At 67.3% G+C, this 25885-nt stretch carries 22 protein-coding genes and 1 pseudogene; 8 read left to right on the top strand and 15 right to left on the bottom strand.

Features of this window, described 5'->3' with window-relative positions; all coding sequences use genetic code 11:
• Positions 1-2: 2 nt before the first annotated feature.
• Both A5758_RS03385 and A5758_RS03380 read right to left on the bottom strand, forming a co-directional pair.
• Complete coding sequence (locus tag A5758_RS03385; protein ID WP_067203381.1) at positions 3-1448, bottom strand: mechanosensitive ion channel domain-containing protein; 1446 nt, start codon at positions 1446-1448, stop codon at positions 3-5.
• Positions 1445-3685: an adenylate/guanylate cyclase domain-containing protein gene (locus A5758_RS03380; RefSeq protein ID WP_082939558.1), complete on the bottom strand. Its 2241-nt coding sequence runs from the start codon at positions 3683-3685 to the stop codon at positions 1445-1447. Before A5758_RS03380 ends, A5758_RS03385 begins: the two co-directional genes overlap by 4 nt.
• A gap of 149 nt (positions 3686-3834) precedes the next feature.
• Here A5758_RS03380 and A5758_RS03375 point away from each other — a divergent pair, with 149 nt between their 5' ends.
• From A5758_RS03375 to A5758_RS03365, 3 genes are all read left to right on the top strand, one after another.
• Complete coding sequence (locus A5758_RS03375; RefSeq protein ID WP_082939557.1) at positions 3835-4512, top strand: cation transporter; 678 nt, start codon at positions 3835-3837, stop codon at positions 4510-4512.
• Between the two features lie 63 nt (positions 4513-4575).
• Positions 4576-5445 (top strand): ribokinase, encoded by an 870-nt coding sequence (locus A5758_RS03370; RefSeq protein WP_067736468.1) that lies wholly within the window; start codon positions 4576-4578, stop codon positions 5443-5445.
• 111 nt (positions 5446-5556) lie between these two features.
• The gene (locus A5758_RS03365) at positions 5557-5964 is read left to right on the top strand and encodes a hypothetical protein (protein WP_067203389.1); all 408 of its coding nucleotides are present in this window, start codon (positions 5557-5559) and stop codon (positions 5962-5964) included.
• 48 nt (positions 5965-6012) lie between these two features.
• Here the strand turns inward: A5758_RS03365 and A5758_RS03360 are convergent, their stop codons facing one another.
• On the bottom strand, positions 6013-8055 hold the full coding sequence (locus A5758_RS03360; protein ID WP_067736465.1) for an NAD(+) synthase: 2043 nt from the start codon (positions 8053-8055) through the stop codon (positions 6013-6015).
• Between the two features lie 59 nt (positions 8056-8114).
• Here A5758_RS03360 and A5758_RS03355 point away from each other — a divergent pair, with 59 nt between their 5' ends.
• Together A5758_RS03355 and A5758_RS03350 are read left to right on the top strand one after the other, a co-directional pair.
• Complete coding sequence (locus A5758_RS03355; RefSeq protein ID WP_067736462.1) at positions 8115-8654, top strand: cysteine hydrolase family protein; 540 nt, start codon at positions 8115-8117, stop codon at positions 8652-8654.
• 28 nt (positions 8655-8682) lie between these two features.
• Complete coding sequence (locus tag A5758_RS03350; RefSeq protein WP_067736457.1) at positions 8683-9531, top strand: NAD-dependent protein deacetylase; 849 nt, start codon at positions 8683-8685, stop codon at positions 9529-9531.
• Here the strand turns inward: A5758_RS03350 and A5758_RS03345 are convergent.
• The gene (locus A5758_RS03345) at positions 9528-10805 is read right to left on the bottom strand and encodes a cytochrome P450 (protein ID WP_067736454.1); all 1278 of its coding nucleotides are present in this window, start codon (positions 10803-10805) and stop codon (positions 9528-9530) included. The two genes, A5758_RS03350 and A5758_RS03345, sit on opposite strands and share 4 nt — an antisense overlap.
• A gap of 105 nt (positions 10806-10910) precedes the next feature.
• On the opposite strand from A5758_RS03345, the gene A5758_RS03340 reads away from it, so the two are divergent.
• The 3 genes from A5758_RS03340 to A5758_RS03330 all read left to right on the top strand — a co-directional run bounded on the left by A5758_RS03340 (position 10911) and on the right by A5758_RS03330 (position 12583).
• Positions 10911-11561: a TetR/AcrR family transcriptional regulator gene (locus A5758_RS03340; protein ID WP_067736450.1), complete on the top strand. Its 651-nt coding sequence runs from the start codon at positions 10911-10913 to the stop codon at positions 11559-11561.
• Between the two features lie 76 nt (positions 11562-11637).
• Positions 11638-12129: a MarR family winged helix-turn-helix transcriptional regulator gene (locus A5758_RS03335; protein ID WP_067203406.1), complete on the top strand. Its 492-nt coding sequence runs from the start codon at positions 11638-11640 to the stop codon at positions 12127-12129.
• Between the two features lie 22 nt (positions 12130-12151).
• Positions 12152-12583 carry a DUF5313 domain-containing protein gene (locus tag A5758_RS03330; protein ID WP_067203409.1) on the top strand — a complete coding sequence of 144 codons (432 nt, stop codon included), beginning with the start codon at positions 12152-12154 and terminating at the stop codon, positions 12581-12583.
• Between the two features lie 5 nt (positions 12584-12588).
• On the opposite strand, the gene proB is transcribed toward A5758_RS03330, so the two are convergent.
• The 11 genes and pseudogenes from proB to A5758_RS03275 form a co-directional block, all read right to left on the bottom strand.
• Positions 12589-13695 (bottom strand): glutamate 5-kinase, encoded by a 1107-nt coding sequence (gene proB, locus A5758_RS03325; protein ID WP_156622485.1) that lies wholly within the window; start codon positions 13693-13695, stop codon positions 12589-12591.
• A 70-nt stretch (positions 13696-13765) separates the two neighbouring features.
• Positions 13766-15208, bottom strand: a complete 1443-nt coding sequence (obgE, locus tag A5758_RS03320; protein ID WP_067736443.1) for a GTPase ObgE — start codon at positions 15206-15208, stop codon at positions 13766-13768.
• Positions 15209-15303: 95 nt separating this feature from the next.
• Positions 15304-15558, bottom strand: a complete 255-nt coding sequence (gene rpmA, locus A5758_RS03315; protein WP_046186480.1) for a 50S ribosomal protein L27 — start codon at positions 15556-15558, stop codon at positions 15304-15306.
• Positions 15559-15573: 15 nt separating this feature from the next.
• Positions 15574-15885 carry a 50S ribosomal protein L21 gene (rplU, locus tag A5758_RS03310; RefSeq protein WP_007169506.1) on the bottom strand — a complete coding sequence of 104 codons (312 nt, stop codon included), beginning with the start codon at positions 15883-15885 and terminating at the stop codon, positions 15574-15576.
• Between the two features lie 214 nt (positions 15886-16099).
• Positions 16100-18922: an Rne/Rng family ribonuclease gene (locus A5758_RS03305; RefSeq protein WP_067736440.1), complete on the bottom strand. Its 2823-nt coding sequence runs from the start codon at positions 18920-18922 to the stop codon at positions 16100-16102.
• Between the two features lie 330 nt (positions 18923-19252).
• On the bottom strand, positions 19253-19663 hold the full coding sequence (ndk, locus tag A5758_RS03300) for a nucleoside-diphosphate kinase (protein WP_067736437.1): 411 nt from the start codon (positions 19661-19663) through the stop codon (positions 19253-19255).
• A 73-nt stretch (positions 19664-19736) separates the two neighbouring features.
• Positions 19737-20087 carry a DUF4233 domain-containing protein gene (locus A5758_RS03295; protein ID WP_067736434.1) on the bottom strand — a complete coding sequence of 117 codons (351 nt, stop codon included), beginning with the start codon at positions 20085-20087 and terminating at the stop codon, positions 19737-19739.
• The gene (locus tag A5758_RS03290) at positions 20084-21529 is read right to left on the bottom strand and encodes a folylpolyglutamate synthase/dihydrofolate synthase family protein (protein WP_067736431.1); all 1446 of its coding nucleotides are present in this window, start codon (positions 21527-21529) and stop codon (positions 20084-20086) included. Before A5758_RS03290 ends, A5758_RS03295 begins: the two co-directional genes overlap by 4 nt.
• 10 nt (positions 21530-21539) lie before the next feature.
• Positions 21540-24194 carry a valine--tRNA ligase gene (locus tag A5758_RS03285; protein ID WP_067736428.1) on the bottom strand — a complete coding sequence of 885 codons (2655 nt, stop codon included), beginning with the start codon at positions 24192-24194 and terminating at the stop codon, positions 21540-21542.
• 62 nt (positions 24195-24256) lie between these two features.
• Positions 24257-25516 carry a trans-acting enoyl reductase family protein gene (locus A5758_RS03280; RefSeq protein WP_067736425.1) on the bottom strand — a complete coding sequence of 420 codons (1260 nt, stop codon included), beginning with the start codon at positions 25514-25516 and terminating at the stop codon, positions 24257-24259.
• Positions 25517-25595: 79 nt separating this feature from the next.
• A pseudogene (locus A5758_RS03275) lies at positions 25596-25871 on the bottom strand (transglycosylase family protein); the annotation flags it as partial.
• Positions 25872-25885 lie beyond the last annotated feature (14 nt).

Below are 25885 nucleotides of genomic sequence, written 5' to 3'. Positions count from 1 at the left end.
GGTCAGCCCAGCTGTTTCGCCGACCGTTGTGCCTCGACGCCGGCCGGCCCGACCCGCTCGCGGCGCGTCACCTGCCGAACCTTGGCTTGCCGCTCGTCGATCAATCGGCCTAAGTCTTGGAGCAGCAATGGCTTACGCAGCACCAGATGCTCGAGGTGCTCACGATCGATCTGCAGCGCCGTCACCTCGTCCAGTGCGTAAGCGCCGGCGAGGTTGGGCTGACGGGTCAGCGCGGTCAGGCCGAGGAACGATCCCTCGTCGAGGACGCTGACCGGCACCACCGCCCCGTCTTCGGTCGTCGCGGTCAACCGCACCCGGCCGGCGACCAAGAAGGTCATCCCGGACGACACCTGGCCGGCGGACTCCATGATTTCGTCGGCACCGTAGCGGACGAGCTTCGCGTATGGCACCAACGATTGCTGGTCGGTGTGACTCAGCCGCAACGCCGGCGCCACCACCGTGCGCAACGCTTTCTCCACACGCTGCTTGGTGGAGTAGTTGTCGTCGGCACCGTCGAGCCGCAGGCGCGCCCGCCGGGCGGCATACCAAACCCAGCGCAGGAAGGTCGCTTCGGTGGTTTCGGCGTCGGCAGGCGACATCAGCCTGATGGTCGTACGGTACTGGGCCCCACCCAGAGCGACCGTGGTTGGCACGGTTTCGGGTTTGCGGGCCGGCAGTGCGGCGGCGGCGCGGCTCAGCATCGCGCACACCTTGTCCGGCGAATCGCCGGCCGCGAATTTGGTGGTGATCGCGCAGTCGTACGCGCGGGACGGGCGACTCAGATTCGTGAACGAGGTGCCGGCCAGCATCGAGTTGGGCATGATGCGGATGCCGCTGCCGGTGTCGATGTGTACGGAGCGCCAGTTGACTTCGACGACGCGGCCCCGTGCCGTTCCGGTGTCCAGCCAATCGTTGATCCGGAACGGCTGCTCGAACAGCATGAACAAGCCGGACACGATCTGGCCGACGGAGTTCTGCAGCATCAGGCCGATGACCACCGACGTGATGCCCAGCGCGGTGAACAACCCACCGATCCGAACGCCCCAGATGAACGACAGCATCAGCGCCAGGCCGACGCCTATCACTCCGAAGCGGGCGACGTCGATGAAGATGGCGGGCAATCGTTTGCGCCAGCTTTCTTCGGGCGCGCCCTCGAACACGGTGGCGTTCAGGGCCGACAGCACCAGCACCAGCACCAGCAGGCCGAACACCGTGGTGAGGATCCGTACCGAACCATCTCCGGCCGACACCTGCGAAGCCTTGACGAGCAGCAGTAACAGCGCGCCCAGTGGCAGCAGGTAGTTCCGCAGCAGGCTTGCCTGCCTGGCCAAATGGCTGTTTCGCCGGACCAGCGCGCGGTGCACCTCGGTCAGCAGAATCAAAACGACCGGGAATCCGAGCGCGACGCCGATGGCCCAGTAGAACCACGATGATCCGAACAAGTTCATGATCGCTCCGACAACCGGTAGATCGCCTGGTCGGTTCCGCCGACCGAGATGGTGCCGGCCGGCGTGAACTGCCGCACGTCACGCATCGCCTCATATATTTGCGAAGTGACGTAAATCCCCGATTGATTTGCGCCACTCTGCATTTGGTAGGCCAGACTCACTGCGGCACCCCACATGTCGTAGACGAGCCCCGAGCGGCCGACCAGCCCGCTGATGACGTTGCCGGTGTTGATGCCCACTCGGAGCCGCAGCTCATGACCGGTTTGGTTGTTGAATCGTTCGATGATGTGGCGTATTTCGACGGCGAAGTCGACGCTGCGGTGGATGCTGTCCAGCCGTGGCGTGACCACCCCACAGCTGGCGAGATAGCCGTTGTGGAACGTGCGGATCCGTTCGACGCCGAGCGATTCGGCTGCCGAATCGAACTGCCGGAACAGTTCGTCGACGATCCCGACCAACTCGTCGCCGGATACATCCACGGAAACCTCGTCGAGCCCGACGATCTCGGCGAAGATGATGGCCACGTCCTGGTGTTCCTCTGCGATGGTCTCCTGACCCTCGCGATACCGCTGGACGACAGACTCGGGCATGAGCGCCAACAACAAGCGGTCGTTCTCCCGGCGCTGCTCGTTGAGTAACTCCTCCTTGATCGCGAGATTGCGGCTCATCTCATTGAAAGCCGAAGTCAGCTCTCCGATTTCGTCACGTGTCTTTACCGGGATGTTGACCTCGTAGTCGCCGGAGCTGATCTTCTGCGTACCGGCCTGCAGCCGGCGGATCGGCCGTAACATCAACTGGGCCAATACCATCGAGGCCACGCAGATGGCGAAGATCATGATTGCCACCGTCAGCACCAGCGTCCTGCTGAACCTGCCCAGCCGCGCAAAGGCATCGGAGTTGTCCCGCGTCGCCAGAATCGACCAGTGCAGATCGGAGTTCGGCACGGTCAGCGGGGCGTAGGCCTCCAACTCCCTGTTGCCCAGGTAATCGGTGGCGCTCACGACCCCGGTCTGTCCGCGTTGGGCGGCGCGCAGGCCCGCGGTCGGGACCGGCTGTACCAGCGTCGTACCACCTAGCCGGATCGCTTCGTCCACGACATCGGACGGGGTGCCCGATGCCACGGCCTCGCGCTTGTATTCGGCCGGGTCCTCCAGGAAAAGCCTTGAGTCGGAACGCATCAGGTTGTCGGGGCCGGCCAGATACGTCTCCGTTGCCGGCCCCATACCGGCGGCCTCCCAGTGCTTGTCGGCGGTCATGATCTTGTTGATCTTCGAGATCGGCAGCGGCAGGGCCATGACGCCGTTCAATTTGCCGTTCATTCCCACCGGGGATACCACCCACGCGGTGGGGGTGTCGAGCTGCGGTTGGTAGGGCTGGAAGTCGGTGATCCAGACGAACTCGACATCGTTGGAGCGCAACGCTTTCTGGTATGCCTCGCGCAGATTGGATTCCCGGTACGGGCCGGTGAGAATGTTGGTGCCGAGGTCGGGTCCCTTGTTCACCGAATAGACGACATTGCCCTGCATGTCCAGCAACAGCGCATCGGGGTATTCGAACCGGGTGACGATGTTGCGCATGTAGAAGCTGTAACGGGCGCTGGCCGCCGACCACGCGCTGCCGTCGCCGGCGTCCTCAACCTTCCTCGCCTCGGCGATCGATGGGTTCGGCGCGGTGTAATTCGCCTGAAGGTACTTCTGCGCGTTGGAACTCGGGAATATTGCGTTGCGATCGAGTTCCTCGCCGGTCATCTGCTTGATCGGTTTGATCATGTTGTTGTCGTAGTAGTTGACGAGCGCCTGCTGCTGGGGCGGCGTGATCGTCGCGTTGGACAACTGCGCGAAGCCGTCGGTGAAAGCCGTCGTCGCCTCGACAATGCTGAAGCCGCCGCTGTAGACGATCAGGGAATTCGTCACCTCTTTGAAAAGCGACTGCACCTGCCGCGCCTGGGACTCGCGCAGTTCGGTGAGTCGCTCGGACTCGACTTGGCGCAGCGCGTTGCGGCCCGACGACGCCCCGATGAAGGCGATCACCCCGATGGACAGGATGCTGCAGACGAGCAGTGTCAGCAAAAGCTTGGATTGCAGGCCGAGCCGGAAAAGCCGACGGCGGCGGAACTTATGGCGCTTGCGGGCCTGGCCTTGCTCTGCCACAGGCATTTCGGCCGGAGCCTGCCCCGCGGCATGTTCCGGTGTGGTCTTGGAAGCCGGTTCAGCGTCTTGTAGCTCGCTCGATGTCACTCGACTTCGCCCTTCCTCGGACACGCAGCATCGCTCACGCAGCACACTAGCGCGCGTGTCTCAAGATATGGGCGATTGCGCCAAAGCATTCGACGCTGACGCTGGCCGCCCCTTCATTCAGCTAATGGAGCCCACTTATCCTTGGCGCTATGAGCGATGGGTGCGCGCAGGGTTGCGGTTGCGGGGCGACCGACGTGACAACCATCCAACGCCCGGAGCGCGACGCCGAATGGGTACGGGCTGCGCGCTTCGCGCGATGGCTCGCGTGGTCGAGCCTGCTGTGGATGTGCGCCGAGGGCGCGCTCGGCCTGTGGCAAGGGTTCGCCGCCGGATCTGTCTCGCTGATCGGCTGGGCGCTGGGCAGCGCGGTCGAGGGCTCGGCGAGCGTGATCGTCCTGTGGCGGTTCACGGGTTCGCGCACGCTCTCGGAGACCTCGGAGCGCCGGGCGCAACACGGCGTGGCCGCCTCGTTCTGGCTCATCGCGCCCTACATCGCCGTCGAATCGGTCCGTAGCCTGCTCGCCGGGGCCCACCCCGAGACGACATGGATCGGGATGGCCTTGACCGCCGCAGCGCTGGTCCTGATGCCGCTACTCGGCTGGGCCAAGCAACGGCTCGCCAGGCGCCTGGACTCGCGGGCCACCGCCGGGGAGGGCACACAAAACTATTTGTGCGCCGCGCAATCCGCCGCGGTGCTTCTTACGCTGGCCGTCATCGCCGTGTGGCCGGCAGGCTGGTGGCTGGACCCGGTCGTCGGACTCGTCATCGCAGGCGTTGCGGTCCGGGAGGGTTTCGGGGCGTGGCGTGGTGAGGAGTGCGCGTGCTGACGCACGCGCCAAACCCTCTGCACCGCAGATGGTTTGGCTCTTGGAACGACTAAGGTCAACGTGATGGCACGAGTCTGTGTGGTCGGCAGCGTGAATATGGACCTGTCGATGCGCGTCGATGCCCTTCCCCGCCCCGGCGAGACGGTGCTGGCCTCGTCGTTGACCTACGCGCCGGGCGGTAAGGGCGGTAATCAGGCGGTGGCGGCGGCGCGTGCCGGCGCACGGGTGCAATTCGTCGGCGCGATCGGCGATGACCCGGCCGCCGGGCAATTGCGCGCTCACCTGCTGGACAACGGCGTCGGCCTGGACGCTACCGCCGAAACGCCCGGACCGAGCGGCACGGCGATCGTCGTCGTTGACGCCAACGCCGAGAACACCATCGTGGTCGCGCCGGGCGCCAACGGTCGGCTGGCGCTGGATGCCACGGCCGTCCGAAGCGTCATCGCCGGCTGCGATGTGTTATTGACGCAGCTGGAAATTCCGGTGCGGGCGGCGGTGGCCGCGGCGCAGCAGGCCCGTTCGGCCGGGGCGGTCGTCATTGTCAATGCATCGCCGACCGGCCGGGACCGGGACTCGCTGGCCGAGCTGGCGGCGGCGGCCGATGTGGTGATCGCCAACGAAGCCGAGGCCGACGAGTGGCCGTGGCGGCCCAGTCACCTGGTGACCACGCTGGGTGCGCGCGGCGCCCGGTACATCGGCGTCGACGGCGAATTCCTGGTGCCCGCTCCCCCGGTGGCCGCGATTGACACCACCGGGGCCGGCGACGTGTTCGCCGGAGTGCTGGCCGGCAGCTGGCCGCCCCATCCCGGTTCGCCTGCCCAGCGGCTGCGCGCGTTGCGGCGCGCCTGCGCAGCGGGCGCGCTGGCGACGCTGGTGCCGGGCGCCGGCAACTGCGCACCGGATGCCCGAGCGATCGACACGGCGCTCGAATAACCAGCCTGACCTGCGGTTGGCAGTGGTTGGCAGCGTCTGGCGTCGATCTGGCAGTGGTTTGCGAGCAGCGTCAGTGGCGATCGTTGTCAGCCATCGACGAAAGGAACATCAATGTCCGCCACCACCATCGACCGCACGGGCACCCGGGACGGCCTGCTTCGCCTCGCCATGCGCGCCGACGCCGCCATCAGCGGGCTGGTCGGCCTGGCCGGTATCCCGTTGGCCGGCCGGCTCGCCGAGCTCTCGGGCACCACGAAGGCGTTCGAATACACCATGGCCGCGTTCTTGATCGGCTACGGCGTGCTCGTGTTCGGGCTCGCCAGTATGCGATCGGTACTGCGCGCCGGTATGGGCGTCATCATCGCCAATGTGGCCTACACGGTGGCCTCCGTCGTTCTGGTGCTCGCGGATGTCTTCCCGCTGACCTCGGCCGGCGTCGCGTTGAATCTGGCGGCGGGCGCCTACACGCTGGTGTTCGCGGAGCTGCAGTACCAGGGCTGGCGCCGCGCGAGGGCGTGAGCGGACGCTCGGGGCCCGTCCGGCGATCCCGGGCGGGCTCGGAGCGTGCTACTCCTCGGGAATTTGCCGCTCGATCTCGTCGAGCCAGATGCGCGCGGACATGTCCGACGGGGCACGCCAATCACCGCGCGGTGACAGCGCACCACCGTGCGACACCTTGGGGCCGTTGGGCAATGCCGAGCGCTTGAACTGGCTGAACGAGTAGAACCGCTGCACGAAGACCCCGAGCCAATGCCGAATCTCTTTGAGCGAGTAAACCGGTCGCTTGTCGGCGGGGAATCCCGGGGGCCAGTTCCCCCGCTCGGGGTCGCTCCACGCGTGCCATGCCAGGAACGCGATCTTCGACGGCCGGAACCCGTAGCGCAGCACGTGGAACAGCGAGAAGTCCTGCAGGGCATACGGTCCGACCTTGTCCTCGCTGCTCTGCAGTTCTTCCTCTTCACCTTTCGGTACGAGCTCCGGGGAGATCTCGGTGTCCAGCACCGACTGCAGCACGTCGGTGACGTCGGACTCGAACTGGCCGGACGAGATGACCCAGCGGATCAGGTGCTGGATGAGCGTCTTCGGGACGCCGCCATTGACGTTGTAGTGCGACATCTGGTCGCCCACCCCGTAGGTCGACCAGCCCAGCCCGATTTCGGAAAGGTCACCGGTGCCGAGCACGATGCCGCCGCGCTGGTTGGCCAGCCGGAACAGGTAGTCGGTGCGCAGGCCCGCCTGCACGTTCTCGAAGGTGACGTCGTAAACCTTCTCCCCGCGCCCGAACGGATGGTCGATCTCCTTGAACATCACCATTGCGGTCTCGGTGATGTCGATTTCGGAGAAGGTGACCCCGAGCGCGCGGCACAGCTCGATCGCATTGCGTTTGGTGCGATCGCCCGTCGCGAACCCGGGCAGCGTGAACGCCAAAATGTCGCTGCGCGGCCGCTCTTCGCGGTCCATCGCCCGTGCGGCGACAATCAACGCGTGGGTCGAGTCCAGGCCACCGGAAATCCCGATGACGATCTTCGGGTAGTTCAGCGCGCGTAGCCGCTGCTCCAGCCCGGAAACCTGGATGTTGTAGGCCTCGTAGCAATCCTGTTCCAGGCGTTGCGGATCGGCGGGGACGAAGGGGAAGCGCTCGATGTCGCGGCGCAATCCAATATCGCCGTCGGGCGGGTCCAGCCGGAAGTCGATGTGCCGGAACGACTCGGCCGACCCGCGGTGGTGGCGCCGGTTGTCGTCGAAGGTCCCCATGCGCAGCCGTTCCGCCCGCAGCAGGTCGATGTCGACGTCGGCGATGCTGCGCCGCTCCCCTTTCGGGAAGCGCTCGGATGAGGCCAGCAGCTCACCGTTCTCCCACACCATGGTCTGACCGTCCCAGGCCAGGTCGGTGGTCGACTCGCCCTCGCCCGCGGCGGCGTAGACGTAGGCGGCCAGGCACCGCGCCGACGCCGAACGGGCCAACAGGCAGCGGTCCTCTGCGCGGCCGATCGTGATCGGACTGCCGGACAGGTTCGCCAGCACCGTCGCGCCCGCCAGCGCCGCTTCCGCGCTGGGCGGAATCGGCACGAACATGTCCTCGCAGATTTCGACGTGCAGCACGAAATCGGGGACATCCGATGCGGCGAACAGCAGGTCCGGGCCGAACGGGACGTCGGCGTCACAGATCCGGATGGTGCCGCGCTCGTCGTCTCCAGCCGCGATCTGGCGGCTCTCGTAGAACTCCCGGTAGGTGGGCAGGTACGACTTCGGCACCACCCCGAGCACCGTGCCCCGGTGGATGACCACCGCGGTGTTGTAGATGCGATGGCGGTAGCGCAGTGGGGCACCGACGACCAGAACCGGCAGCAGATCGATCGAGGACCCGACGATGCTCTCGATGGCGGCTGCGACGTCATCGAGCAATAGGTCCTGCATCACGATGTCCTCGATGGAATACCCGGACAACGTCAGCTCCGGGAACACGGCCAGCGCGGCGCCGTCGTCGTGACAAGCCTGCGCCAACCGCAAGACCGACTCCGCGTTGGCCGCCGGATCGCCGAGCGTGGTGTGATGCGTGCACGCGGCGACCCGGACAAAGCCCTGACTGTAAGCGTTGTAAAAGTCCATCGCCCTTCCATTGTCGCCTGACCTGTGTCAACCCGTGGCCGCCGGGTATCCCCTCCATCATGAGCGATACTGCCGTAGTCGTGGTCGACATGATGAACACCTATCAGCATCCCGATGCTGAAGAACTAATACCCAATGTCGCCAACGTCATCGACCCGCTGGCCGATTTGGTCCGGCGCGCACGCGAATCCGACGACGTGGACCTGGTATACGTCAACGACAACTACGGCGATTTCGCGGCCCAGTTCTCCGACATTGTCAGCTCCGCGCTCGACGGCGCGCGGCCCGATCTGGTGAAGCCGATCGTGCCGGCCGGGGACTGCCGGGTGATGACCAAGGTCCGGCACAGCGCCTTCTATGCGACCGCGCTGGCGTACCTGCTGAACCGCCTGGAGGCCAAGCGGTTGGTCATCGCGGGACAGGTCACCGAGCAGTGCATCCTCTACACCGCGCTTGACGCCTACGTGCGCCACTTTCCCGTCGTGATTCCGACCGACGCCGTCGCCGGCATCGACGCCGAGCTGGGGGCGGCGGCGCTGAAGATGATGGAGAAGAACATGTCCGCGGAACTCACCACCGCCGCGGAGTGCCTCGGTTAGCCACCTCGGTGGCCGTACGCTGGACGGGGTGACCACCCGACGCGCAGAATCGCCGGAACTGGTCGCGTTGCTGGCCGGCCGCCGGCTGGCGGTGCTGACGGGGGCGGGGCTGTCCACCGATTCCGGCATTCCCGATTACCGGGGTCCTGATTCGCCGCCCAGCAATCCCATGACGATCCGCCAGTTCACCTCGGATCCGGCGTTCCGGCAGCGGTATTGGGCGCGCAACCACGTCGGCTGGCGACACATGGACGACACCATGCCCAACGCCGGTCACCGGGCGTTGGCCGCGCTCGAGCGCGCTTCGGTGGTGACCGGGGTAGTCACCCAGAACGTCGACCTGCTGCACACCAAGGCCGGCAGCGAAAACGTCGTCAATCTCCACGGCACCTACGCGCGGGTGGTCTGCCTGGGCTGCGGATACACCATGAGCCGCGCCGCGCTGGCCGAACAACTGGAAACGCTCAACCCGGGATTCGCCGAGCGCGCCGAAGCGGTCGGCGGCCTCGCGGTGGCCCCCGACGCCGATGCCGTCGTCGCCGATACCACGTCGTTCCGCTACCTGGACTGCCCGTGCTGTGGCGGAATGCTCAAGCCGGACATCGTCTACTTCGGCGAAAGCGTCGCCAAAGAGGTTGTCGACCAAGCATATTCATTGGTAGACGAGGCCGATGCACTGCTGGTCACCGGCTCGTCGCTGACTGTGTTCTCCGGCTACCGATTCGTGCGTCACGCCGCCGCGCTGGGCAGGCCTATCGCCATCATCAACCGGGGCCGCACCCGCGGGGATGACCTGGCCACCGTCAAGGTCGACGGCGGCTGCTCGGAGCTGCTGACGCTGCTGGCTGACGAATTATCGCCGATAGCAGCGGGTTAGAACGTGCACGGCATGCTGCGCACGGCGTGAATGAAGTTGCCCGCCACGTATGTGGGCTCACCCGCCTGAATGTCCGGCAGCTGCCGCAACAACTCACCGAAGATGGCCCGCAGCTGCGCCCGGGCCACATGCGCGCCGAGACAGAAGTGCACCCCGCCGCCGCCGAAGCCGACGTGCGGGTTGGGGTTGCGGCTCAGGTCGAAACGCTCCGGGTGGTCGAAAGCCTCGGTGTCCCAGTTCCCGGACGGATAGAACATCACCACCTTCTCCCCCGCCCGGATGGTCTGGCCGCCCAGCTCGACATCCGTTGCCGCCGTGCGCCGGAAGGTCATCACCGGTGATGCCCACCGGATGAACTCCTCGACCGCCATGGGAATCCGGTTGTCGAAATCCTCGAGGAGCCAGGCGCGCTGATCGGGAAAGTCCGTGAGCGCCTTCATCGCATGGCTGGTGGTCTGGCGGGTGGTGTCGTTGGCGGCCACGGCGAGCAGCACGAAGAACGCGGCCACGTCGGCGTCGGAAAGCCTGTCGCCGTCCACCTCCGCGTTCACCAGGCCGCTGAACAGGTCGTCGCCGGGCCGCTCGCGGCGTCCCGCGGCCAGCGCGCCGGCAACCTGGTGCAGATACATCTGATTCTCGACCAGGACCTCCAGCGGATTGCGCCCGCCGAGGTAAATGGGGTCGGCCCATGACACCAGCGCATCGGCGGCCCGTGCCACGTGCTCGCGCTCGGATTCTTCGATCCCCACCATGTCCGAGAGTGTGCGGATGGGCAGCTGCTTGGAACACTGCTCGACGAAATCGACGCCGCTGCCGGCGGCCCGGAGTTCTTCGACGATGGTCTTGGCGTTCGCCTTGATCGAGTCCTCGATGCGGCGGACCTGCCGAGGGGTGAACGCCGCGCTGACCAGCTTGCGCAGCTTGGTGTGCCGCGGTGGGTCCATCGCCAGGAAGGATTGCGACGCCTCGAGCAGTTCCACGGGAACGTTCTCGAAAATCACGCCTTTGCCGGACAGGAACACCTCGTTGTTGCGGCTGACCGAGACGATGTCCGCGCGCCGGGTGACCGCCCAGTAGCCGGGATCGTCGGGATCGGACATCAGGGCGTCTTCGACCGGGGGGTGCCAGCTCACCGGGCGTTCGGCCCGCAGCACCGCGAACGAACGCTCGCGATCGGCCGCGGTGGTCGACCAGAACGCCCGCGAGGACAGGTCGATGGGGTCGTAGGCACGTCCGGGCTTCCCGGTGCCCGACACCCCGGTCATCACGGTCATTGGTGATCCCTCCGTTGCGTATGACGTCGGTCACAGACTCCCTGCGACACTATTCCTAGACATAGTGTCTAGTCAAGACGTCAAACGGCGCTCTATGCTGGGAAGATGCCATCGGTCACCCGGAAGCCGCAGGCCAACCGCGAACAGGAACGTCAGCAGCGGCGCGAGCAGATCGAGCGCCGGCTGCTGGACGCCACTGAGCGGCTGATGCGCGACGGCGCCAGCTTCACCGAGCTCAGCGTGGACCGGCTGTCTGGCGCGGCCGGAATTTCCCGCGCGAGCTTCTACATCTACTTCGAGGACAAAGGGCACCTGCTGCGCCGCCTGGCCAACCAGGTGTTCGCCGACCTCGCCGACAGCGCGGATCGCTGGTGGAGCGTGGCCGGGCGGCACGATCCGGGCGACGTCCGCGCCGCGATGGACGGCATCATCGCCAGCTATCGGCGGCACCAGCCGGTGCTGGTCGCGCTCAACGAGATGGCCGGCTATGACCCGCTGGTCGCGGCGACCTACCGCAACCTGTTGACCGCGGTCACCGGGCGGATGACCCGGGTCATCGAGGAGGGGCAGGCCGATGGCTCGATCCGGCCGGAATTGTCCGCGGCCACCACTGCCAACGCACTGACCTGGATGGTCGAGCGGGCCTGCCAGCAGAACCTCCCGGTGAACCCGCACGACTATGACGCGGAACTGGCCGCCACGTTGACCGAGATCGTCTGGGGTGCACTGTATCTAAAGGCCACCTCGGTGCGCTGATGCGCCGGGGAGCCGGTGGGCGTCTGTGACGAGAACAACATAGTTAGGACACAAATTATTGGACTACCATATAAATATGGCGCCGCTGATCGCACCGGAGATCGACCCGCTTTCCCTCGAACAGCAGGTTTGCTTCGCGCTGGGCGTGACCAACCGCGCCGTTTTGGCGGTCTACCGGCCATTGCTGGAGCCGTTGGGGCTGACTCACCCGCAGTACCTGGTGATGCTGACGCTCTGGGATCACCAGCGGGCAGCAACGGGACAGCGAAAAGCGCTGTCGGTCAAGGAGATCGCGACCACGTTGCAGATGGATCCGGCCACGCTGTCGCCGATGCTCAAGCGCTTGGAGGCGCTCGGCCTCATCACCCGTACGCGAAGCACCGTCGACGAGCGCTCCACTGACGTCAAACTCACCGACAGCGGCACCGCCTTGCGGCGCCGTGCGCTGAAAATTCCACCCGCCGTGGTCGCGCGTCTGGGTGTCGACCTCGCCGAACTTCAGCACCTACACCAGGTGCTGACCCGCATCAACGCGGCCGCCTTGGCAGCGGGCGCATTGCAGTCCTAACCCGCCGCCTATAGGAGTCACTGTGACCGAATCCAAGACCCGCACCAAACCCAACTTCTGGCAGCACATCGCCTACTCGTACGGTCGGTGCCTGCCCAGCTCGATGCGCGAGTGGGTCGCCAACGATCTGGCGGGCAAGGGAGCCGTGCGCCGGCACATGATCCGGTGGGCCATCCCACCCCTGTTGGTTCTCGCGCCCTTCTGGCTGCTGCCCGCTTCGCTGTACGTGCACACCGAGATGACGGTGCCGCTCTACACCTGGGCCCTGCTGATCTCGCTTGCGTTGAACAAGGTCTGGCGTCGGCACCGGCTGGCGCAGCATGGCCTGAACCCGAACCTGGTCGACGTGCTCAAGAACAAGAAGCAAGCGAAGATGCACGAGGACTACGCCCTGCGTTACGGGCCGCGTCCCGAATCAGCGGCGTGGCAGGACAACAGCAACCCCTTCAGCTAGCCGCCTTAAACCGCCACCAGGTCGTCGGCATGCACCGCGGGCCTGCGCAACTCCCCCGGCAACTCGGAGGTTGACCGGCCGATCATGCTCGCCAGTTCGGTCGCGTCGTAGGCCACCACGCCGCGGGCCACCATGGCCGCGTCCGGGCCGCGCAGTTCGACGACATCTCCGGCGTAGAACCGGCCCGACACCGCGGTGATGCCGGCGGCAAGCAACGAGCGACGCTGGGATACCACCGCACGCACCGCGCCCTCGTCCAGGGTCAGCGCGCCGGCCGCCTCGGCGGCATACCGCACCCAGAACCGGCGGGCCGACATCCGAACGGGCCGGGCGGCAAACACCGTGCCGACCGAGGCATCGGTCAGGGCGGTCGCGGCGTCGGCCGCGGCGGCGAGCAGGACCGGCACTCCCGCGTCGGCGGCCAGCGAGGCCGACGACATCTTGGACACCATCCCCCCGGTACCCAAGTCGCTGCCCGGCCCGGCAACCACGCCGGTCAGATCCGCGGCGCCGGAGACTTCCGCAATGAATCGGGCGCCCTGGGTTTTTCGGGGATCGGAGTCGTACAGACCGTCGATGTCGGAGAGCAGCACCAGGGCCTCGGCTCCGACCAGGTGAGCGACCAGCGCCGAAAGCCGGTCGTTGTCGCCGAACCGAATCTCGTTGGTGGCCACCGTGTCGTTCTCGTTGACGATCGCCACCGCGTGCAGGGCCCGCAGCCGGTCCAGGGTGCGCTGGGCGTTCGTGTGCTGGGCCCGCATGGAGATATCGTGCGCGGTCAGCAGCACCTGTCCCACCGTGCGGCCATACCGCGCGAACGCCGCACTCCACGCGTTCACCAGCGCGACCTGCCCGACGCTGGCCGCGGCCTGCTTGGTCGCCAAATCCTTGGGGCGACGGGTTAACCCGAGCGGTTCGATGCCGGCGGCGATGGCGCCCGAAGAGACGATGACGACGTCGGTGCCCGCCTTCATGCGCGTTTCGATGGCGTCGGCCAGCCCGGCCAGCCGGCCCGCGTCGAACACCCCCGACGGTGTGGTCAGCGCGTTGGTCCCGATCTTGACCACCAGGCTGCGCGCGGTCCGGATGGCTTCGCGGTGCGTGCTCACGATGCGCCGCTCTCCCCCGCGAACGGGAGGTGCCCCCACCTCATCGCTTCGCTCTGCATCGTCGCCGGCGCGCTCACGACTCGTCACCGCGTTCGCGGCGCTGACGGCGGGCGGCCTTGCGCTCCGCGGCCCCGGTGCGCTCGCTGCGTTCCAGCCGCACATCGGTGCCTCTCCCAGACATCGCAACATGTTGTCCCGCAGGCGTTTGCGGCTCCCAGTCGAATGTCATGTCCCCGATGGTCACGGCGCACCCGGGTTGCGCGCCCAGCCGCAGCAGTTCATCCTCGACACCCAAGCGGGCCAGGCGGTCGGCAAGGTAGCCCACGGCTTCGTCGTTGTCGAAGTTGGTCTGCCGGACCCAACGCTGGGGCCGGGCGCCCGTGACCACGAAGCCGCCCTCGCCGTCCGGCTCGACGGTGAAGCCGCTGTCGTCGACGGGAACCGGCCGGATGACCGGCCGACGCGGCACGACCTGCGGGCGGGCGGCGTTGTATTCCGAGATCATCCGCCACAGCCCGAAAATCAACGGCTGCAGGCCTTCTCGCGACACCGTCGATACCAGGAACACCGGCCAGCCGCGTTCGGCGATGTCGTCGCGGACGAATTCGGCGAGTTCCCGCGCCTCGGGCACGTCGATCTTGTTGAGCACCACCGCCCGTGGCCGCTCGGCGAGATCGCCCAGGGTCGAATCGCCTTGCAGGGTAGGCGTATATGCGGCGAGTTCGGCTTCCAACGCGTCGATGTCGGACATCGGGTCGCGGCCCGGCTCGGCGGTGGCGCAGTCGACGACGTGGACCAGCACGGCGCAGCGCTCGATGTGCCGAAGGAAATCCAGGCCGAGGCCACGGCCCTGCGATGCGCCGGGAATCAGGCCCGGCACATCGGCGACGGTGAAGGTGTGCTCGCCCGCCGACACCACACCGAGGTTGGGCACCAGCGTGGTGAACGGGTAGTCCGCGATCTTCGGTTTGGCTGCCGAGATCGCCGACACCAGTGACGATTTCCCGGCCGACGGAAAACCGATGAGGCCGGCGTCGGCGACGGTCTTGAGCTCGAGCGTCAGGTCCCGCGCTTCGCCCTGCTCACCGAGCAGCGCGAAGCCGGGGGCCTTGCGGGCACGCGACGCGAGTGCGGCGTTGCCCAGGCCGCCACGGCCACCGGCCGCGGCTTCGAAGCGGGTGCCCGCACCCACCAGATCTGCCAGCAGCCGGCCGTTTTCGTCCAAGACCACGGTGCCGTCGGGAACTTTGACTTCCAAGTCCGCGCCGGCCGCACCGTCGCGGTTGTTGCCCATCCCCTGTTTGCCCGACGGCGCGGTGACGTGCGGATGGAAGTGGAAGTCCAGCAAGGTGTGGACTTGCGGGTCGACGACGAACACGATGCTGCCGCCGCGGCCGCCATTGCCGCCGTCGGGACCGCCCAGCGGCTTGAATTTCTCGCGATGGACCGACGCGCAGCCGTTACCGCCGGAACCCGCGCGCGCATGGATGACGACCCGATCGACAAATCGAGGCATCGAATACCAGCCCTTCGAATGTCATGCCAGGGCGAATACCTCGCGAAGCCGCCGCAACGTTCCCCGCCCGGGGCGGTGCCCCCGGCTCGTGAGGCCTAGACCTGGGGCGTGATGCTGACGGTTTTGCGGCCGCGCTTGATGCCGAACTCGACGGCTCCGGCGGCCTTGGCGAACAACGTGTCGTCGCCGCCACGTCCGACGTTCAGGCCGGGGTGGAACTTCGTGCCACGCTGGCGAACGATGATCTCGCCCGCCTTGACGATCTGGCCGCCGAACCGCTTCACGCCGAGCCGCTGAGCGGCGGAATCCCGGCCGTTGCGCGAGCTGGAAGCGCCCTTCTTGTGTGCCATGTCTGTCGCCTCCCGCTACTTGATTCCGGTGACCTTCAGGACCGTCAGCTGCTGACGGTGCCCCTGACGCTTGTGGTAGCCGGTCTTGTTCCTGAACTTGTGGATACGGATCTTGGGGCCCTTGGTGTGCTCGAGCACCTCGCCGGTCACCGCCACCTTGGCCAGCGCGGCGGCGTCGGTGGTCACCTTCGCGCCGTCCACGACCAGCGTGACGGGGAGCGACACGTTGGCGCCCGGGTCGGAGTCGAGCTTCTCGACCTTGACCACGTCCCCGACGGCGACCTTGTACTGCTTGCCGCCCGTCTTGACGATTGCGTAGGTCGCCATCGTTGCTCCTGCCTTCTTTCCTGTGCTCAGCCGCTTCTTCGGCTCTTCGCGCGCGAGCCACCGGCGGTGCGCTCGGACAAAGCTAAGTGGGTCTGGGTTGCGGGTCTGCGCCGGCTGCCCGGGAGTCCCGCTGTCGCCGGCCAACGTCCACCCGGCCTGACGACAACTGTCCTAGGGTACTTGACCAGCGGCTACAGGGTCAAACTGGTCCAGGTCAGTCCGCGTTGATGGGCGGGCCCGCCGGTCTGCCTGCCGCGCGGCGCCGCCGCGGACGTCCGAAGGCCGGTCCGCCGTTGACGGACCTTTCGGAATCCTCGTCGGAATCGGAGTCATCCGAGTCGGAATCGTCCTCGACGTCCAAGTCGTCGTCGTCCATCTCGAGGTCCTCGTCGTCCTCGTCAAGGTCCTCCTCGTCGTCGAGATCCTCGTCATCGTCGTCGAGATCGTCCTCAGAGTCGTCAGTGTCTTCGTCAGTGTCTTCGTCAGACTCCTCGAAGTCCTCTTGGTCGGTGTCCTCCTCGTCGGCCACGTCCTGTTGCTTCCGCTCGTCGAAGTCGCCGGTCGCTTCCTCGGCGGACTCGTCGGATTCTTCGTCGTCACGCTCGCCCTGCGCGGACCCGCCGGCGGCCATCGCCTTGAACATCGGGTGCTCGCCGGGAGCGTGCGCGGGCACCTTGGCCACCACCGGCTCCTCGGCCCCCTTCTTCTTGGAGCGCCTGCCGCGCCGACCACCGGACTCCGACTTGCGCCCGTTCGAGGGGGCTGAGTCCACCGGGTCGGTGTGCAGCACGATCCCCCGGCCGCCGCAGTGGGTGCACGACGTCGAGAAGGCCTCGATCAGCCCGGTACCCAACCGCTTGCGGGTCAGCTGGACCAGGCCGAGCGACGTCACCTCGGATACCTGATGGCGGGTGCGGTCGCGGGCCAGCGCTTCGGTAAGCCGCCGCAACACCAAGTCGCGGTTGGACTCGAGGACCATGTCGATGAAGTCGATGACCACGATGCCGCCGATGTCACGAAGCCGGAGCTGGCGGACGATCTCCTCGGCCGCCTCCAGGTTGTTCTTGGTGACCGTCTGCTCGAGGTTGCCGCCGGACCCGGTGAACTTGCCGGTGTTGACATCGACCACCGTCATGGCCTCGGTCCGGTCGATCACCAGCGTGCCGCCCGAGGGCAGCCAGACCTTGCGCTCCATCGCCTTGGCGAGTTGCTCGTCGATGCGATGCACCGCGAAGACGTCGGGCCCCGGCTGACCGTCGGCGCCGCTGGGCGGTTCGTACTTGTTCAGCTTTGAAACCAGGTCGGGCGCAACGGAATTCACATAGTCGGTGATCGTCGTCCACGCCTCGTCGCCGGAGACGATGAGGCCGGCGAAGTCCTCGTTGAACAGGTCACGGATGACCTTGACCAGCACGTCGGGCTCTTCATAGAGCGCGACCGCCGCGCCGGCGGCCTTCTCGGTGATCTCGGCCGCCTTGGCCTCGATTTGCTTCCAGCGCTCCTGCAGCCGGGTGACGTCGGTGCGGATGTCGTCCTCTTTGACGCCCTCGGATGCGGTACGGATGATCACGCCGGCATCGGACGGCACCACTTCGCGCAGGATTTCTTTCAGCCGCTGCCGTTCGGTGTCGGGCAGCTTGCGGCTGATCCCGGTCGACGACGCGCCCGGCACGTAGACCAGATACCGGCCCGCCAGCGACACCTGGGTGGTCAGCCGGGCGCCCTTGTGCCCGACGGGGTCCTTGCTGACCTGTACCACGACGTAATCGCCCGGTTTGAGCGCCTGTTCGATCTTGCGGTCGGACCCGCCCAGGCCGGCGGCTTCCCAGTTCACCTCGCCTGCGTAGAGCACGCCGTTGCGGCCGCGGCCGATGTCGACGAACGCCGCCTCCATCGACGGCAGGACGTTCTGCACGATCCCGAGGTAGATGTTGCCCACCAGCGAGGCGGACGCGGCCGAGGTCACGAAGTGCTCGACGACGATGCCGTCCTCGAGCACGGCGATCTGGGTGTAGCGCGCCCCCTGATGCGGCGGCTCGGTGCGGACCCTGTCGCGCACGACCATGATCCGTTCGACGGCCTCGCGGCGCGCCAGGAACTCCGCCTCGCTCAGTATCGGTGGACGACGCCGTCCGGCGTCGCGGCCGTCTCGGCGCCGCTGTCGCTTGGCCTCCAGCCGGGTGGACCCGTCGATGCCCTTGATCTCGGCGTTTGACGAGCCATTTCCGCCATTGCCGCCGTTCTTCCCGCTGCGGGAGGGCCGCTCGTGCACCACCGTGTTGGGCGGGTCGTCGGGAGATGCGTTTTCATCACCGTCGTCGCCCGAGCCCGACTTGCGTCGCCGGCGCCTGCGGCGGCGACGATTGCCGCCCTCCGCTGAACCGTCGTCACCGGTGTCGGATTCATCGGATTCGTCGTCTTCGCCGTCGTCGTCCTCGGCGTCGGAGGAGTCGGCCTCTCCCGCCTTCTGGCCCCGCTGTTGCGGCTCGTCGTCGTCGCCCGAGTCGTTCTGGTTGTCGGGTCCGCCCTGCTCACCCCGGCCGCGGCCGCGCCGGCCACGGCCCCGGCGGCGCCGCCGGTTGGCCGGTCGATCGGCCTGCTCGTCGTCTTCGTCGTCGGCGTCGGAATCGTCGGAGTCGGCATCGTCGTCGGCATTGCCGTCGTCTTCCTCAGCACTTACCGGCTGCGGCGCGACGAACAGCGGCATGTAATGCGGCCGCTCGACCGCCGTCTCCAACATCAGCCGGGATTCGGGTTCCTCGGCCGCGGCTTGGACCTTCTCGCCGCCGGCTTCGGCGTCCTCGGTGCCCCCCTCTGGCTGGGCGGCCAGCAGATCGCGTACCCGGACCGCGTCATCACGGTCCACGGTGGAGTGCGCGCTGCGTATCCGTCCGTCCAGGGCGCTGAGCGCATCCAGCACCCGCTTACTGGTCGTTCCCAGCGTTCGGGCCAGCGAATGGACCCTCAGGCGGTCCGGCAATTCGTCGTGCCGGGTCGGCTCTTCGGATGACTCTGCGGATGGTGCACCGTCTACCACGTATTCTCCTCAAGCCCCCGGGCGCGTCCTTGCGACGCGGCCACGCGAGGGCTTCGCTATGGGCCCGGCTAACTTCCCCCGGGCTTGTGATGGTCTCGCCCCGAGCGGTTCGCGGGGAATGCACTCGGCGCCGTGCTGAATGATGGCCTGACATGCCGCGCACCAACGCCGGGTGGCGATGATCGCGCTTGTCTAAGTCTTCATTCGGGTGTCCGAAGCCGGTCCGGCGACGTTCACCCTCGGTCAGTATCCCACATCACTCGGCGAGTCCCACAAACCCGTGAGCGAACGGGCCGTCAGCGGCGCGGCGCGGCTCCGTTAACCGGGGGCCTACGCGTCGGGAAACCAGAGCGCGATTTCGCGCTTTGCGGACTCGGTCGAATCGGACCCATGCACGAGGTTGAACTGCGTCTCCAGCCCGAAATCGCCCCGGATCGTGCCGGGTGTGGCCTTCTCCACCGGGTCAGTTCCGCCCGCGAGCTGCCGAAACGCGGCGATCGCCCGCGGTCCCTCGACGATCGCCGCCACCACTGGGCCCGAGGTGATGAACTCCAGCAGCGAGCCGAAGAACGGCTTGCCCTCGTGCTCGGCGTAATGCTCGGCGGCCAGGTCTTCGCTGACGCGCCGGAGCTCCAGCGCAGCGATGATCAGGCCCTTCCGCTCGATGCGGCCGACGATTTCCCCCACCAGCTGCCGCTCGACGCCGTCCGGCTTGATCAGTACCAGGGTCCGTTCGGTCACGGCGCACAGCGTACAGAACCGGGCGACGATCGGTCGGGCGGCGAGTGCGGCGGGGGCCTTTGGGGGCTGCCACCTACCGCTGGCGGCGCCGTACCTCGGCCCGGAAGTACGCGATCAACGCCCACAATCCCGTGAACAGCACCCCGATGATCCCGACGCCGGGGTACACGGCGAAGCCGGCGAGCAGGAGGACTTGGACACCGAGGTTCACCCAAATGGCCCAGGGTTTGCGCTGCACCCCGCCCAGCAGGATGAGCAGCGCGGCTACACCGATCAGATAGCCCAGCGACACCGGCGTCAGTCCACCGCCGACGGCGCTCACCACCGGAATCGCCAGCAGCACCACGATCGCTTCCAGGAGGAGCGTGGCGGCCATCACGGCGCCGAAGCTCTTCCAGGGGTCCGCCCGGTTCTGGTCGGTCATTCCGGATCCCGACCGAACAGGGTCCGTGCCGCCCCGGCGGTGACGACCGACCCGGTGATGACGATTCCCGCGCCGGAGAAGGCTTCGGGTTCCCCGTCCACCGTCGCGTCGTCGACCAGGGCGGTTGCGGCGTCGATGGCGTCGCGCAGGTTCTCGGCGGAAAACACCCGATCGGGCCCGAACCGCTCGCCCGCCGCCAGCGCCAGCGACTCGACGTCCAGTGCCCGCGGCGACCCGTTGTGGGTCACGACGACGGCATCCAGAACCGGCTCGAGCGCCGCGAGGATGCCGTTCACGTCCTTGTCGGCCAGCACGCTGAGCACACCGACCAGGTAGCGGAAGTCGAATTCGTCGCTCAAGGTCTGCGCCAGCGCGGCCGCACCGGCCGGGTTGTGCGCGGCGTCGATGAAGACGGTGGGCGCGCTACGCATGCGTTCCAGCCGGCCAGGGCTGGTGACCGCGGCGAACCCGGCCCGCACCGCCTCGACATCGAGTTGCCGCTGCGACCCGGCGCCGAAGAACGCTTCCACCGCCGCCAGTGCCACCGCCGCGTTGTGCGCCTGGTGTTCGCCGTGTAGCGGAAGGTAGAGGTCGGAATACACCCCGCCGAGGCCCTGCAGCTGCAGCACCTGCCCGCCGATCGCGACCCGACGCTCCAAAACCGCGAACTCCGAATCCTCGCGGGCCACCGCGGCGTCGGCCCGCACGGTTTGGGCCAGCAGCACTTCCATCGCTTCGGGCGCCTGGCGCGCGATGACGGCGACGGTGTCGGGTGCGCCTTCTGGGGCCTTCGTGATGATGCCTGCCTTCTCGGCGGCGATGCCGGCGAGGTCGTCACCGAGGTATTCGACGTGGTCGATGCCGACCGGGGTGATGACCGCCACCGGGGCGTTGATGACGTTGGTGGCGTCCCACCGCCCGCCCATGCCGACCTCGATGACCGCGACGTCGACGGGCGCGTCGGCGAACGCGGCGAACGCCATGGCGGTCAGCACCTCGAACTTGCTCATCGCCGGGCCGCCGGCGGCGTGCGACTGCGCGTCGATCATCTGCACGAAGGGCTCGATCTCCCGATACGTCGCGACGTACTGCGCCGGGCTGATCGGCCGACCGTCGATCGCGATCCGCTCAACCGCCGACTGCAGGTGCGGGCTGGTGGTTCGCCCGGTACGACCGTGCAGCGCGGTCACCAGCGCGTCGACCATGCGCACCACCGAGGTCTTGCCGTTGGTGCCCGCGATGTGGATCGACGGATAGGCCAGTTGCGGTGAGCCCAGCAAGTCCATCAGCGCGCTGATCCGGGTCAGACTCGGCTCGATCTTCGTCTCCGGCCAACGTTGGTCCAGCAGGTGTTCGACCTGCAACAGGGAGGCGATCTCGTCCGGGGTGGGAGCCAGGCTGGTGGCTTCGCCGCGCTCGGGCCAGTCGGGGGGCTCGGTCATCGAACACTCATCACAGCCCGGCCAGCCGCGCGTTGATCCGGTCGGTCTCCTCCTGCGCCACCCGCTGGCGGTCGCGGATCTTGTCGACGACCTTCTGCGGGGCCTTGGCCAGAAAGTCCTCGTTGGCCAATTTGGCTGTGGTCGACGCCAATTCCTTTTGCGCGGCGGCGAGGTCTTTCTCCAGGCGGCGGCGCTCGGCGGCGACATCGATGGTGCCCGAGGTGTCGAGCTCGACGACGACCGTGCTGTTCATGCCCGGACCGAGCCGCACCTCCAGCGACACCGACGGCTCGAACGCATCGCCCGGCGCGGTGAGCCAGGCCAGCGATGTCACCTCGGCCACCTGGGTGCTCAAATCGGCGCTGTCCATCCCGTTGAGCCGGGCCGGCACTTTCTGCCGATCGGCCAGGCCTTGATCGCTGCGGAACCGGCGAACCTCGGTGACCAGCCTCTGCATGTCGCTGATCCGTTGGGCGGCAACCGGATCCAGGTCGATCCCCGACGATTCCGGCCAGTCGGCGATCACCAGCGACTCCTGGTTGGTCAGGGCCTGCCACAACGCCTCGGTGAGGAACGGGATGACGGGGTGCAGCAACCGCAGCAGAGTGTCCAGCACGGCGGCCAGCACGGCGGTGGTGTGTGCGTTCCCCTCGGCCAGCTGGGTTTTGGCCAATTCGACGTACCAGTCGCAGAATTCGTCCCACGCGAAGTGGTAGAGCGCCTCGCAGGCGCGGCTGAACTCGTACCCGTCGAGGGCCGAATCGACTTCGGCGCGAACCTCTTCCAGCCGTCCCAGGATCCAGCGGTCGGCATCGGTCAGCTCGTCCTGCGCAGGCAACGGTGCTACTTGCGCCCCATTGAGCAACGCGTAGCGGGTGGCGTTGAACAGCTTGGTACAGAAATTCCGCGACGCCCGGACGGCGTCCTCGCCGACAGCCAGGTCGCCGCCGGGGCTGGCGCCGCGGGCCAGGGTGAACCTCAGCGCGTCGGCCCCGAACGTGTCCAGCCAGTCCAGCGGGTCGATGACGTTGCCCTTGGACTTACTCATCTTGCGGCCGAATTCGTCACGGATCAGCCCGTGCAGGAACACATCGGTGAACGGCACCTGTGGGCCGCGGCGACCGTCGAGCGTGATGGTGTCGTCGCCGCCGACGAAGGTGCCGAACATCATCATGCGGGCCACCCAGAAGAACAGGATGTCGTATCCGGTGACCAAGACGCTTGTCGGATAGAACTTTTCCAGCTCGGGGGTCTGCTCCGGCCAGCCCAGCGTGGAGAACGGCCACAGGGCCGAGGAGAACCACGTGTCCAGTACGTCGGGGTCTTGCACCCAGCCCTCCGGCGCCGTCTCGTCGGCGCCGACGCACACCTGCTCCCCGTTGGGGCCGTACCAGATCGGGATGCGATGGCCCCACCACAGCTGCCGCGAGATGCACCAGTCGTGCATGTCGTCGACCCAGGCGAACCAGCGTGGCTCCAGGCTGACGGGGTGAATCACTGTGTCCCCGTTGCGAACCGCATCGCCGGCAGCCTTGGCCAGCGATTCCACCCGGACCCACCATTGCAGCGACAGCCGAGGCTCGATCGGCTCACCGCTGCGTTCCGAATGCCCGACGCTGTGCAGGTATGGGCGCTTCTCCGCGACGACACGGCCTTCGGCGGCCAGCGCCTCGCGCACCGCGACCCGGGCCTCGAATCGGTCCATGCCGTCGAATTGCGTTCCGGTGTCGGCGATCCGGCCCTTGGTGTCCATGATCGAGAGCATCGGCAGTTGGTGCCGCAGGCCGATTTCGAAGTCGTTCGGATCGTGGGCGGGCGTGACTTTGACCGCGCCAGTGCCGAATTCGGGGTCCACGTGTTCGTCGGCGACAATGAGGAGCTGCCGGTCGACGAAGGGGTGCGGCAGGGTGGTGCCGACCAGATGGCGGTACCGCTCGTCCTCAGGATGAACCGCGATGGCGGTGTCGCCGAGCATCGTCTCGACCCGCGTTGTCGCGACCACGATGTGGGGTTGGGAGTCGTCGAGCGAGCCGTAGCGGAACGACACCAGCTCGCCCTCGACCTCTTCGTAGTTGACTTCGATGTCGGAGAGCGCGGTTTCGAGCACGGGCGACCAGTTGACCAGCCGCTCGGCGCGGTAGATCAGGCCGGCGTCGTAGAGCCGCTTGAAGATGGTGCGCACCGCCCGCGACAGGCCCTCGTCCATGGTGAACCGGTCGCGGCTCCAGGCCACCCCGTCGCCGAGCCGGCGCATCTGGCCGCTGATCGCACCGCCGGACTCGCGCTTCCAGTCCCAGACCTTTTCGACGAACAGCTCGCGGCCGAAGTCCTCTTTGGTCTTGCCGTCGATCGCAAGCTGCTTTTCGACCACGCTCTGCGTCGCGATGCCGGCGTGGTCCATGCCCGGCTGCCACAGCACCTCATAACCCTGCATCCGTTTGCGACGGGTCAGGGCGTCCATCATGGTGTGTTCCAGCGCGTGGCCCATGTGCAGGCTGCCGGTTACGTTCGGTGGCGGCAGCACGATCGAGTATCCGGGTTTGGCGCTCGTCGGGTCGGCCTCGAAGTAGCCCGCATCGAGCCACTTCTGGTAGATCGCGCTTTCGGCGGCAGCGGGATCCCACGACTTGGGCAGGTCGGTGGCGGGGCTGCGGCTGGCGGTCACCCGTCAATTCTAGGGAGCGCCGTTTACCCCGCTGTAAGTGCCCAAATCGCAGGTGAGCCGGGTCACTCGGAGAGCGGGTCGACCTGCAACGTCACACCGGCGGCGGGAAACCTGGCCAGCAGCGCGTCACCCATCGCGGCCGCGGGGGTGAGGACGCCATGCAGGTTCGGCAGCTTGTCGCGGTCGAGTGCGAGCGCAAGGCCGCACTCCCCCAACAGCACCGAAGTCGCCTTGTAGCCGGGGTCTCCGCGCTGCTCCATGCGCGCCACGTAGCGGGCGCCGGTGGCCGTGGTGGCGTACGTCTCGATCTTGTAGTAACCACGCTCGCGCGCCGCCGCGCTGGGGCCGGTCCCGGGTTTGGGGACGATGCGCTCCACCAACCGGCGGGGCAGCAGCCGAAAATAGCGGCTGCCCAATCCGAAGGTGGCGTTGGCGACGCCGCCCACCGCCGCCGACGCCAGTGGGGCCAGCGGCGACGACCCCAGGCTCATGCTCTCGGTGTAGCGGAACCGGCGGCCGTATGCCCAGTCAAGTAATGCGTTGCTGCGCCGCACGATACGGGTGTTGTAGGGGGCCATCACGAACCCCGACGTCCACAGGCCCGTCAGTTCCGGCGCGATCTGGCGACCACGCCGCCACGGCAGGTCGGGCTGGGGCCCGATCTCCGGTTCGGCGCTGCGGTCGGTACTCAGCGTGTACGGGTCGGCGAGTTGGCGGCGGGCGTCAGGATCGCGGGACGCCGTGTCCAGCACCTCCAACATCGACGCGACGGTTCCGCCGGATACCCCACCCGAGAAGGACCGGACCACGAGGTCGGTGTCGACGAGCTCTCCGGCGCCGTCGTCTCGCGCCGCCCGGTACAGCGCATAGACACTGAGGTCCGAAGGGACGGAATCGAATCCGCAGGCATGCACGACGCGGGCGCCGGTGTCGGCGGCCTGTTTGTGGTACAGGTCGATGCTCTCGCGGACGAACATCGCCTCGCCGGTCAGGTCGGCGTAGTCGGTGCCCGCCGCCGCGCACGCGGCCACCAGCGGCAGCCCATAGCGCGTATACGGGCCGACCGTGGTGATGACGACCTGGGTGCGGGCCGCCATCTCATTCAACGTCGACGGCGACGATGCGTCGGCGGCGACAAGCGGCCAGGCCTGAGCGGACTCACCCAGCGTGTCGCGGACGGTCCGCAAGCGGTCGGTGGATCTGCCGGCCAGCGCCACCCGCGTGCCAGGCGCGGACCGGGCCAGGTATTCGGCGGTCAACTTCCCGACGAAGCCGGTCGCCCCGTACAACACGATGTCGAATTCGCGCGGCGTTGCGGTCACGGGCCCGACGCTACCCGACCCGCAGATAAGTAGTGCCGGGCCTGTGGCCCGGCACTACTTAATACTGCGTTGTAGATCGTCAGCCGCGACGCCCGCAGACCGGCCACGCGCCGATGCCCTGCGAGTGCAGCACGTTCTCGGCCACCCGGATCTGCTCCTCACGGCTCGCGCCGGAGGGGGAACCCGACCCGCCGTTGGCGTGCCAGGTGCTCGGGGTGAACTGCAGGCCGCCGGAGAAGCCGTTACCGGTGCTGATCGCCCAGTTGCCACCCGACTCGCACTGCGCGATGGCGTCCCAGTTCACGCTGTACGCGTGGACCGGCGGAGGCGGCGGCGCCTCCGGGCCTGGAGGTGTCTCTTATACACATC

This window comes from Mycobacterium sp. 852014-50255_SCH5639931, from assembly GCF_001665605.1.
Classification (GTDB): domain Bacteria; phylum Actinomycetota; class Actinomycetes; order Mycobacteriales; family Mycobacteriaceae; genus Mycobacterium; species Mycobacterium paraffinicum.
This window is presented reverse-complemented; position numbering and strand designations above follow the sequence as displayed.